At 44.6% G+C, this 12,526-nt stretch carries 6 protein-coding genes and 3 tRNA genes; 1 reads left to right on the top strand and 8 read right to left on the bottom strand.

Going from position 1 to position 12,526, the window contains the following annotated elements:
- Nucleotides 1-5: 5 nt before the first annotated feature.
- The 7 genes from HII16_RS14955 to HII16_RS14985 all read right to left on the bottom strand — a co-directional run bounded on the left by HII16_RS14955 (nt 6) and on the right by HII16_RS14985 (nt 5,161).
- Nucleotides 6-82: transfer RNA gene (locus HII16_RS14955), tRNA-Arg, on the bottom strand.
- A 58-nt stretch (nt 83-140) separates the two neighbouring features.
- A tRNA-Arg gene (locus tag HII16_RS14960) sits at nt 141-217 on the bottom strand.
- 16 nt (nt 218-233) lie between these two features.
- Nucleotides 234-326: transfer RNA gene (locus HII16_RS14965), tRNA-Ser, on the bottom strand.
- Nucleotides 327-499: 173 nt separating this feature from the next.
- A complete protein-coding gene (gene csrA / locus HII16_RS14970; protein WP_135439374.1) occupies nt 500-694 on the bottom strand; it encodes a carbon storage regulator CsrA in 195 nt (64 codons plus the stop codon).
- Between the two features lie 135 nt (nt 695-829).
- Nucleotides 830-2,047: an aspartate kinase gene (locus HII16_RS14975; protein ID WP_169131378.1), complete on the bottom strand. Its 1,218-nt coding sequence runs from the start codon at nt 2,045-2,047 to the stop codon at nt 830-832.
- Between the two features lie 16 nt (nt 2,048-2,063).
- Nucleotides 2,064-4,685 carry an alanine--tRNA ligase gene (gene alaS, locus HII16_RS14980; RefSeq protein WP_169131380.1) on the bottom strand — a complete coding sequence of 874 codons (2,622 nt, stop codon included), beginning with the start codon at nt 4,683-4,685 and terminating at the stop codon, nt 2,064-2,066.
- 14 nt (nt 4,686-4,699) lie between these two features.
- Complete coding sequence (locus HII16_RS14985) at nt 4,700-5,161, bottom strand: regulatory protein RecX (protein WP_211183534.1); 462 nt, start codon at nt 5,159-5,161, stop codon at nt 4,700-4,702.
- Nucleotides 5,162-5,387: 226 nt separating this feature from the next.
- Here HII16_RS14985 and HII16_RS14990 point away from each other — a divergent pair, with 226 nt between their 5' ends.
- Complete coding sequence (locus HII16_RS14990; protein ID WP_169131382.1) at nt 5,388-8,675, top strand: S41 family peptidase; 3,288 nt, start codon at nt 5,388-5,390, stop codon at nt 8,673-8,675.
- A gap of 151 nt (nt 8,676-8,826) precedes the next feature.
- Here the strand turns inward: HII16_RS14990 and metH are convergent, their stop codons facing one another.
- A complete protein-coding gene (gene metH / locus HII16_RS14995) occupies nt 8,827-12,513 on the bottom strand; it encodes a methionine synthase (RefSeq protein ID WP_169131384.1) in 3,687 nt (1,228 codons plus the stop codon).
- Between the last annotated feature and the right edge of the window lie 13 nt (nt 12,514-12,526).

A 12,526-nucleotide genomic window follows, 5' to 3' on the forward strand; every position in this document is an offset into this window, starting at 1 on the left:
AATAGTGGCGGACACGGCAGGAGTCGAACCTGCGACCGCCTGGTTCGTAGCCAGGTACTCTATCCAGCTGAGCTACGTGTCCGCGGTCGGTAGATTAAAGTGATACCTCACTCTCATTTATTTAACCACTTTGAGAAAAGTGGCGGACACGGCAGGAGTCGAACCTGCGACCGCCTGGTTCGTAGCCAGGTACTCTATCCAGCTGAGCTACGTGTCCGCAATCTATTATCGAATGGCGGTGAGGGAGGGATTCGAACCCTCGATACAGCTACAAACTGTATACTCCCTTAGCAGGGGAGCGCCTTCAGCCTCTCGGCCACCTCACCGTTTCGATGGCGTGCATATTAATGGATTGGAAAAATATGTCAACGGATTTTTTCGTCTTTTTTACTGATTGCTGATATTTCAAACAGACAGCATATTTTTCGAGCCCAAATGCATGAAAGGGTTACAACGCATTAACGTAATGTAACGTGACGCCCTTTGCTATTGAGAAAGATTATTGGTTGCCTACAGAATCCGGATCGCCCTTTTCGGCTTGGATTCTCATGTAGATTTCCTCACGATGTACAGAAACTTCTTTCGGCGCATTGACACCAATGCGAACTTGGTTCCCTTTGACCCCTAAAACGGTGACAGTTACGTCATCACCTACCATAAGAGTTTCACCAACTCTACGTGTTAAAATAAGCATCCTACTGCTCCCTTTTCATTTTGTCAGAAATCAAGCGGTATATTAACAAGAATCAGTAGCCGATGAACAGCACTGATTTATTTTCCCTACCACTAAGAGTAAATTTAGCAAAAATATCCTAAAAGCCTAATAAAACTAGTCATTTAAATTAAACTTTTTAGTTAATGAGCTAATCGCAAGCCGCGCATCGCATTGTTTCATCAGTACCGACAATTTTATTTCTGCGGTAGAGACTAAAAACACATCGATGGCCTGTTGCTGCAAAGTCGCGAACACACCTGCCGCTACGCCACAATGAGAACGCATCCCATTACCTATCACAGATACCTTGCTCAATTGTTTAAGACAGTGGTAAGCACTAATAAGTTTCACGCTGACGAATTCTTTACAGATATCCTCTGCGGCTACCAAGTCCTTACGTGCGATAGTAAAATTAAGATCCTTTGATTGCGCACTAGCTTGATGAGAAATCATATCAATTTCGACATCAGCTTCGGCCAACTCGGCGAACAAACGTGTTCTGAGCTCGCTAAGTGGCAGCATTGATTTAACCGAGAACAGTATTTCATCGTCTTGACATGCAATCGCTGTGACCGGATGTTGACGATCAACTTCTGGCTCATAACAAATCTGCGTGCCATCGCTATCACCATCGGTAAAACTCGACAGCACCCGCAACGGCATTTTATTTTGTCCGGCAAATTCTACGGATCTAGGTTGCAGTACTTTTGCACCACAACTGGCCATTTCCAGCATCTCTTCAAAACTGACATGATCGAGTTTTTTCGCGCTGGCCTCGATTCTAGGATCTGTGGTGTAGACGCCATCAACATCGGTAAATATTTGGCACTCTTTAGCATGTAATGCACTGGCAATTGCTACCGCCGTTGTATCTGAACCGCCTCGCCCCAACGTGGTGACATTGCCTTCACTGTCCATGCCTTGAAAACCAGCAACGACCACCACATGGCCTTGCTGAAGTTCGATTAACATGCGCCGAGTATCGATGTCTTTAATGCGCGCTTTATTGAATCGGTTATTGGTATGAATCCCAGCCTGATGTGCTAGCAACGAGATAGCTGAATAACCTCGCTTAATAAGCGCCATCGACAACAGCGAAATAGACACTTGCTCACCTGCAGCAAGTAACATATCTAATTCTCGAGGAGATGGGTTTTGGTCGACTTGAGACGCTAAATCAACTAGGCGATTGGTATCTCCAGCCATAGCAGAAACGACCACGACCACAGAGTGCCCTTGATTTTTCGTGGCAATGATTTGCTCTGCCACTTTCTCTATACGAGAAGGGGAACCTACAGAGGTTCCCCCATATTTTTGTACAACGATTGCCATTAAGCAGTTACGTCCATTACAACTTGTCTGCTAGCCAAGACTCAACACTGGCAAGCGCTGGCGCTATATTCTCAGGTTGACTACCGCCGGCTTGAGCCATATCAGGACGTCCACCGCCTTTACCACCAACTTGCTCGGCAACCATTTTCACTAAATCACCGGCTTTAACTTTGCCGATTAGATCTTTGGTAACACCCGCAATAAGGTTCACTTTGCCGTTATTGGCCAGTGCCAACATAACAACGCCAGATCCCATTTTATTTTTCAGATCGTCAACCATATCTCGTAATGCTTTTGGATCACTGCCTTCAACATCGGCAATCAATGCTTTAACACCATTGATATCAATAGCTTGCGATAGCAAATCAGTGCCTGCTGCAGCGGCTAGTTTTTGCTTCAAAGTGGTGATGTCTTTTTCCAGCTGTTTTGATTTACCAATAACCTGCTCGACTTTTGTCAAGGTGTTCGCGGCATCTGACTTAACCATGCCCGCAATCGCGGCTAATTTGTCAGCTTGAGCATCAATAAAATCAAGAGCCACATCCGCGGTTACCGCTTCAATACGACGAATACCGGCGGCGATACCACCTTCCGATACGATTTTAAAGACACCAATATCACCGGTACGCTCAACATGCACACCACCACAAAGCTCAGTAGAGGTGCAGCCTAAGGTGACAACTCGTACTTCATCTTCATACTTTTCACCAAATAAAGCCATCGCGCCCTTTTCTTTGGCGGTATCGATATGCATATTTTCAGCGTGTTGCGGATGATTGTTACGAATTTCTTCATTAACCATACGTTCGGCTTGACGCAATTCTTTAGCGGTTACACCTTCAAAATGTGAGAAGTCAAAACGTAACTTTTGATCATCAACCAAAGACCCTTTTTGCGTCACGTGATCACCCAATACGGTACGTAATGCTGAGTGTAATAAATGTGTCGCTGAGTGATTTTTGATGATGTTATTGCGACGCTCAGAGTCAATGATGGCTTCAGCAGCAGCGTTAAGCTGAATATCCGCTTGCGCTTGACCGTGATGAGCAATAGCATTGCCTAACTTTTGCGTATCGCTAACAACAAATACACCAGCATCGGTCGTGATGGTACCCGTATCGCCAACCTGACCACCAGATTCTGCGTAGAACGGCGTGTTATCTAGAACCACGACACCTTTCTCACCGGCTTTAAGTGTATTTACCACGCCATCACTGTTGAACACTTCAACAATCGTGGCGTTATAACGGTGCTTGTCGTATCCCTCAAAATGCGAGGTTTTATCTGACTTTAACGACTCATTGTAATCTGAACCAAAGTTACTGGCTTTTTGCGCACGTTCGCGCTGTGCCTGCATTTCTTTGTCGAAACCTGATTGGTCGATTTCAATGTTGTTTTCACGGGCGATATCGGCGGTTAAATCCGCTGGGAAACCATAGGTGTCGTAAAGTTTGAAGACATCTTTGCCATCAATGGTTTTGCCTTTCAGGTTGGCAATGACATCGCTTAATAAATTCATACCACGGTCAAGGGTTCTGCGAAATTGCTCTTCTTCCACCTTAAGGATTTTTTCTAGCACACTGCGTTGCTGAACAAGCTCAGGGTATGCGTCAGCCATTTGCTCGATAAGAGCAGCAACTAATTTATAGAAGAACACATCTTTGGCACCCATGATGTGACCATGACGAATTGCACGACGAATAATACGGCGCAATACATAGCCGCGACCTTCGTTCGATGGCATCACACCATCAGCAATTAAAAAGCTACATGAACGAATGTGATCGGCAATAACGCGCAATGATTTGTTATCTAAATCATCGACATTTAGCAACTCGGCGGTGGCTTTAATCAAGCCTTGAAAAATATCAATTTCATAGTTGGAGTGAACACCTTGCATAATGGCAGCAATACGCTCAAGCCCCATACCAGTATCAACTGACGGCTTTGGCAGTGGTTCCATGGTGCCATCAGCATGGCGATTAAACTGCATAAATACCAAGTTCCAGATTTCGATGAAACGGTCACCGTCTTCTTCAGGCGTACCTGGAGGACCACCCCAGATATGTTCACCGTGATCATAGAAAATTTCTGTACAAGGACCACATGGACCAGTATCACCCATCGACCAGAAGTTATCCGATTCGAACTTCTTACCACCTTGCTTATCACCAATGCGTATGATCCTGTCCGCTGGCACGCCAATGTCTTCGTTCCAAAGAGCAAACGCTTCATCATCGGTGTCATAAATGGTGACCAATAGTTTATCCACTGGCAACTGCAAGGTTTCCGTTAAGAATGACCAAGCAAAACGAATCGCATCATGCTTGAAATAATCACCAAAACTAAAGTTACCTAACATTTCAAAAAAGGTATGGTGACGAGCGGTATACCCGACGTTTTCTAGGTCATTATGTTTACCGCCGGCGCGAACACAGCGTTGCGACGATGTTGCGCGAGTATAACTGCGCTGTTCCGCACCCAGAAAGGCATCTTTAAATTGCACCATTCCAGCGTTGGTAAACAACAAGGTCGCGTCATTACCCGGCACCAGTGAGCTGCTTGCTACGACTTGGTGTTGCTCTTTAGCAAAATGGTCTAAAAATGCCTGTCTTATTTGGGCACTGGATTTAATCATTTTCATCGTCCAATTTAGTCTAGTGTCATCGTGGCACTGATTTGTTCAAAATCAAAACCACGATATTGCAAAAATCTTACTCGTTTGGCTTTATCTTTTTGATCACGAATTGGCACATCGCCAAAACGCTTATGATAAACCTGTTGTGCCAATTCAAACCAGTCTACTGGTTCGCTGGCAAAGGCCTGACTTGAGATATCTGAAGCAAGCCCTTTTTGTTTTAATTCGTTACTGATATAGGTACGACCGTAGCCTTTTGCAAGGCGTTGCCTGATAACACATTGTGCATATCGAAGATCGCTTTGAATATCATGTTCAATCAGTTTTTCTAAAACAAGGTTAATATCATCCAATTCAAAATCTTTCTGTTTGAGCTTTTGCCTAAGCTCATGACATGAATGTTCTCGCCTTGCCAAATAGTTATACGCGGCTTTTTTGACTTCCTTGTTAATAACTGGCGCTAAATCGTCTGACACGAGTATCCTGTTTTTATGATTGAAAACTGGCCTATTTTACCTACATAAAAATAAAAAAACAGGTAGCGCCGCCATGCTTTTGCTACTTGGCAGAGAAAAAATGTAAAAAACCTTTAATTTTTGACAAATTAACAACTTTACAAGCTACAATCGGGTCAATAAAAATTCACAATTATAATCAGCGCTAAGCGCTCAAAATAACAAGAGATCGTTTTTAAGGGATATTATGAAATTGAAAAAATCAATCGCCCTATGTTTGATGGCATTCGCCTCAGCCACTACCGCAGCCGACAATAAGCTTGGCTATTTCAGCGCGCCGAGCATCCATGATAATTCTGTCGTTTTTACTGCCGAAGGTGATTTATGGCACACCTATACCAATGTAGGAACAGCCAAACGTTTAACCACTCACGAAAGTGAAGAGACCATGGCCAGTATTTCCCCTGATGGCCAGTCTATTGCATACATTGCCAATTACCAAGGAACGTTTGAAGCCTACACAATGCCAATCAATGGCGGTCAACCAAAACGACTGACCTTTGAAAATGCGCGCGTTCGTGTTCAAGGCTGGAGTCATGAAGGCGAAGTAATTTATGCCACCACATCTGGTTTTGGCCCAGCCAATTATTGGACGCTTAAAACCGTTAATCCAAACACTTTGAAAACCACCGAACTGCCATTATCTGACGCCATCGAGGGTGCGGTGAGCAGCGATGGTAAATATCTATTTTTTACCCGTTTTGGTTTGCAAGTAACTGGCGACAACTCGCGAGTTTACCGAGGTGGTGCACAAGGTCAAATCTGGCGTTGGGCATTAAACTCGAAACAAGAAGCCACACCGTTGACCAAAGGTCATATGGCATCAGTACGCGAGCCTATGGTGTATAAAGACAAAGTTATCTTTATCTCCGACATCAGTGGCAGTGATAATTTGTGGTCAATGGACTTTGATGGCAATAACAAACAACAACTGACCAAACATCAAGATTGGGAAATTCGCCTTGCCTCAAATCAAGGCAACCAAGTTGTCTATCAATTAGGTGCGGATATCCATCAGTTTAATCTGGATAACAACACTGACAAAACATTAGATATTTCTCTTGTATCAGACTTTGCCGAGCGCCAAGAGCGCTGGGAAAACAAGCCGATGAAGTACTTTAATAACGCCGCCATCGCAGGCAAGGCTAAAAAAGTCGTTATCACCGCTCGTGGCAAACTGGCGGTGGCTGGCTTAAATAATACTCGTTTGGTTGAAATCGATACGCCAGCACAAAGTCGCACGCGTTCTGCAGTTTTATCCATTGATGGCAAATATGTTTACGCCATTAATGATGCCAGTGGCGAAAACGAAATCTGGCGCTTTGCCGCTGATGGATCAGGCCAAGGCAAACAATTAACCAAAGACGGTGGTAGCTTTCGTTGGAATCTTTACCCATCACCAAATGGTAACTATTTAGCCCATGATGACCGTGATGGTAACTTGTGGTTGCTTAACCTAAAAACACAAAAGAACCAAAAAATAGCAGAAAATGGCGGCGGTTTTAGCGCCTTTGATTCGGTCACTTGGTCTGCAGATAGCAAGCTAATTGCCTTTGCTGGCAGCCATGTTGATCGTCAACGCTCTAGCATACGCTTGTATTCACTGGCGGGCGATAAAGAGCAATTTCTTACTTCCGATAAATACGAAGCTTTCTCGCCGACCTTCTCAGCTGATGGTAAATGGTTGTACTTTATTTCCAACAGACACTTTAGCTCTAATCCACGTTCACCATGGGGTGATCGTAATATGGGACCAGCGTTTGATAAGCGCGGACAAATATTCGCCTACGCCTTAACCAAGGATGACAAATTCCCGTTTAGCAAACCAACGGAATTAGACAAGGTTAATGGCAGCAAAAGCAAAGATGCTAAAGACGACAACAAAGACAGCAAAAAACAAAGCAAGAGTGTCAGCATCAACTGGGAGGGCATAACTGATAAGTTGTATCAAGTGCCTGTATCGAATAATAATTACTCGTCACTTGCGGCAAGTAAAAAAGGCTTGTATGTATTAGAGAACGCCGGTTCGGCGAAAAATATTAAGTACATTAAGTTTGACAACATCGAGCCGAAGCCTGAAACCTTTGCTGGCGGTGTACTTGGATATCAACTGGCTGCTAATGGTGAACAAATCTTGTTTGCCAAGCGCGCAAAAGATGTGGTGGAAACATACATCGTTGATGCCAATGCCAAAGCCCCAAAAGATCTGAAAAAATCGAAAATAAACTCGAATCACTGGCAAATGGCGTTCTCCCCAGCGGATGAGTGGCAACAAATGTTCCAAGATGCATGGCTAATGCACCGAGAATTTTTGTTTGATGCCAATATGCGCGGTCTAGACTGGGCAGCAACCAAGAAAAAGTACCAACCATTAGTTGACCGCATTACCGCACGTAGCGAATTAAATGATATTTTTGCGCAAATGATGGGCGAGTTAAACGCTTTGCACTCACAAGTGCGTGGCGGCGATGTGCCAATCGATAAAGACTCCGCCAAAGGCAGTACCTTAGGTGCTCGTTTTAGTGAAGTGAAAAACGGTGTATTGATTGACGACATTTACGATGGCGATAAAGACTTACCAGCCTTTGCGGCACCGCTTGCCAAGGCTGAAGTAAATGCCGCTGAAGGGGATGTCATTACCCACATCAACAATAAAAAAGTGAATAGCTTGGTTGAGATGCACCAAGCGTTGCGTAACCAAGCGAAAAAACAAGTGCTATTGACACTAGCGCGCAACGGTAAGACGCACAAAACAGTCGTGGTGCCAACTTCGGCGCGCACGGACGCCGCCCTGCGTTATCTTGATTGGGTTGATCACAATCGCAATAAAGTTGCTAGCAGCAACAGTGATATTGGTTACCTACATATGAATGCGATGACCGCCAATGATATCAACAGTTTTGCTCGTGAGTTTTATGCTAATTTTGATAAAGACGCCTTGATCATTGATGTACGACGTAATCGAGGTGGTAACATTGACAGTTGGATTATTGAAAAGCTACTACGTCAAGCGTGGATGTTTTGGCAAGAGCGCAATAGTGCTCCTTACACAAATATGCAGCAAACATTCCGCGGTCACCTTGTCGTGCTAACCGATCAGTTAACCTACTCTGACGGTGAAACCTTTTCAGCGGGCATTAAATCACTTGGGCTTGCACCGCTTATTGGTAAACAAACCTCTGGTGCAGGTGTATGGCTAACCGGTCGCAACCGTTTAACCGACAATGGAATGGCTCGTGTTGCCGAACTGCCACAATACTCACTGCAAGGTGAATGGGTTGTTGAAGGAACGGGTGTCTCACCTGATATCGAAGTAGAGAACCTGCCGTATGCAACGTTTATGGGCAGTGACGCGCAGCTAGATGCTGGTATCGAGTACTTATTGAACAAGCTTAAAAGCCAACCAATTAAGCCTCTTAATGCCAAGCCTATGGCAAAACAAGGTCCAGCAGCGGATATCAATAAAATTAACTAGTCACAGTGGAAGAGTAAGACAACAAAAAGGGCATCATTCGATGCCCTTTTTTACTGTGTGATTGGTTGATTTTGCTTTCAAGGGGTCAGATCACTTGAACATATGACATTGTTAATATTTATCAAGTGATCTGACCCCTTGAAAAATAATGTTACTGCTCGTAATCCAAGTTAGGCGCTAGCCACTTTTCTGCATCGGCTAAGGTCATACCTTTTCGCTGCGCATAACTTTGCGCTTGTTGCTTATCGATTTTCGCGACAGCAAAATATTTACTGTCTGGGTGGGCAAAGTACCAACCGCTCACCGCAGCACCTGGCCACATGGCAAAACTAGAGGTCAGCTCCATACCGATATTGGTCTCAACATCGAGCAACTCCCATAAGGTACGTTTTTCGGTATGTTCTGGACAAGCAGGATAGCCAGGCGCAGGGCGTATGCCTTGATAAGATTCGCGAATAAGCGCTTCGTTATCAAAGTTTTCATCGCTGGCATAACCCCAAAACTCTTTGCGCACACGTTCGTGCAAATATTCGGCTGACGCTTCAGCTAAACGATCTGCCACTGCTTTTAATAAAATGGAATTGTACGTATCGTGCTTAGCATCATATTCAGCCACCAGCTCATCCGCACCAAAGCCAGAAGACACCGCAAAGGCACCAATGTAGTCGTCAATAGCGCTGTCTTTACTGGCAATATAATCACCTAAACAACGGTTATATTGCCCTGCTTTCTTTTTCGTTTGTTGACGAAGGTTGCGCAATGTTGTCAATCGATGGCTTTTGTCATCAGCACTATATACTTCTATATCTTCACCGATACTGGCTGCTGGAAACAAACCAATAACCGCCTTGGCTTGCAGCTTCTTATCGGCGATAACCCGATCTATCATCGCATTTGCATCGGCGAACAGCTTTCTTGCTTCTTCGCCTATAAGCTCATGTTCAAGAATTTTCGGATACTTGCCGGACAATTGCCAGGTTAAGAAAAACGGTGTCCAGTCGATGTACTTTCTAACTTCATTTAAATCCAGATTATCTAATACCGTGACACCGGTTTTGTTTGGTTTACGTGGTGTGTACTGGTCGAAAGATAAGGAAAATTTATTGGCTTTCGCCTCATCAAAGGTCGACAAATCGCTGCGTGGCCCCTTTTTATTGTGGCGTGCACGCACGGTTTCGTATTCTTTGTCGATTTTAGCAACGAGATCGCCTTTCAACTCTGGTGTCAGCAATGAGTTAACCACGGATACTGAGCGCGATGCATTTGGCACATAGACCACAGGATGTTGATATTGCTGCTCTATTTTAACGGCGGTATGGGCTTTAGATGTCGTTGCGCCACCGATCAATAAAGGTAAGTCAAAGTCGAGACGCTGCATCTCTTTAGCAACGTGAACCATTTCATCTAAGCTTGGTGTGATCAAGCCAGACAGACCGATTATATCGACGTTTTCATCTCTTGCTACCTGCAATATCTTATCGCAGGACACCATCACTCCTAAGTCGATAACCTGATAATTATTGCATTGCAACACCACACCGACGATGTTTTTACCAATATCGTGCACATCGCCTTTAACGGTTGCTAACAGCACTTTACCATTGGTTGAGGCTTCGGTTTTTTCGGCTTCAATATACGGTTGTAAGTGGGCGACAGCTTGTTTCATAACACGAGCGGATTTTACCACCTGCGGTAGGAACATTTGCCCTTCACCAAATAAATCGCCTACTACGTTCATGCCATCCATCAATGGCCCTTCGATAACGTCCAATGGTCTGCTCGCTTCAACACGAGCTTGTTCGGTATCTTCGACGATAAATTCATTAATGCCTTTGACTAAGGCATGCTGCAAACGTTCTTTTACGGGCAATTCACGCCACGCTAAATCAACCGTATTGGTTTTGCTACCAGCTTGACCGCGAAACTCCTCGGCGACATCAAGCAAGCGCTCGGTTGCGCCGTCATCACTGTTTTGTACGACGTCTTCAACCGCCTTTAATAGGTTTTCAGGAATGTCTTGATATATGGCTAATTGGCCAGCGTTAACAATCCCCATGTCCATACCGTTTTTAATGGCGTGATATAAAAACGACGCATGAATCGCCTCTCGCACTGGGTTATTACCACGAAACGAGAAAGACACATTAGATACACCACCAGACACCATGGCATAAGGCAAGGTGTCTTTGATAACTTTGGTTGCTTCAATGAAGTCGACAGCGTAGTTATTATGCTCTTCAATACCTGTGGCAATGGCGAAAATATTTGGATCGAAAATAATATCTTCCGGTGGAAAGTTCAGTTCATTAACCAAAATATTGTAGGCTCGAGTACAAATTTCCACTTTGCGTTGTTTCGTATCCGCTTGCCCTACTTCATCAAAAGCCATGATGATAACCGCCGCACCGTAACGACGAATAAGCTCCGCCTGGTGGCGGAATATTTGCTCGCCTTCTTTTAATGAAATGGAATTAACGATGCCTTTACCTTGAATACACTGCAACCCGGCTTCAATGATTTCCCATTTAGACGAATCCAACATGATAGGTACTTTAGCTATATCAGGCTCACCGGCAATTAAGTTCAAAAACTTAACCATGGCGCCCTGACTATCAAGCATGCCTTCATCCATATTGATATCGATGATTTGTGCGCCATTCTCAACTTGTTGTAAAGCTACAGAAATCGCTTCATCATACTTTTCTTCGGTAATAAGGCGTCTAAAAATCGCCGAGCCGGTGACGTTGGTGCGCTCACCTACGTTTACGAACAAACTGTCTTGACTAATGGTTAATGCTTCTAAACCTGATAATCGACACGCCGTTTTACGAGGCGCAATAGGTCGTGGTTTTATATTTGCTACGGTGTCCGCGATGCCTTTAATGTGTTCAGGCGTTGTACCACAACAGCCACCTACAATATTTAAAAAGCCAGACTCGGCCCATTCTTTGATGTGCGCATTCATGTCCTCAACGGTGAAGTCATATTCACCGAAAGCATTAGGCAAACCGGCATTTGGGTGAGCACTGACCGCGTAATCAGAGATATTGCTTAGCTCTTCAACATATTGACGCAGCTCAACGGGACCGAGTGCACAGTTAAGACCAAATGATATCGGATTGGCATGACGCATAGAGTTGTAAAATGCTTCGGTCGTTTGTCCCGACAGGGTACGACCCGATGCGTCAGTTATGGTTCCTGATACCATTATTGGTAGTCGCTCACCACGTTTGGCAAACACCTCTTCAATGGCAAAAATGGCCGCCTTGGCATTAAGGGTATCAAAGATGGTTTCTATCATGATGATATCGGCGCCACCCTCAATCAATGCTTCGGTCGACTCAACATACGCCTCGGCCAACTCATTGAATGAGACGTTCCGAAATGCCGGATTGTTGACATCAGGTGAAATTGAACAGGTACGGTTAGTGGGCCCTAACACACCTGCAACAAAGCGAGGTTTATGAGGCTGCTGCGCTGTCACTTCATCCGCTACACGTCTTGCTATCTGTGCTGATACCAAGTTAATCTCACGACTTAACGACTCCATGTCGTAATCTGCCATTGCGATGGTGGTTGAGTTAAAGCTATTGGTCTCTATAATATCGGCACCGGCCAATAAATACTGGCGATGAATATCAGCAATGACTTCAGGTTGGCTAAGTACCAATAAATCGTTATTACCTTTTACGTCACAGTGCCAATCGGCAAAACGCTCACCGCGATAATCACTTTCTTCAAACTTATGCTGTTGGATCATCGTGCCCATGGCACCGTCCAAAACTAAGATACGCTGAGCTAATTGTTGCTCTAATAAAATGCTGGTTGCTGATTTCACTGTTACTTCCGAA

This window comes from Thalassotalea sp. Y01, assembly GCF_012932945.1.
Taxonomy (GTDB): Bacteria; Pseudomonadota; Gammaproteobacteria; order Enterobacterales; family Alteromonadaceae; genus Thalassotalea_A.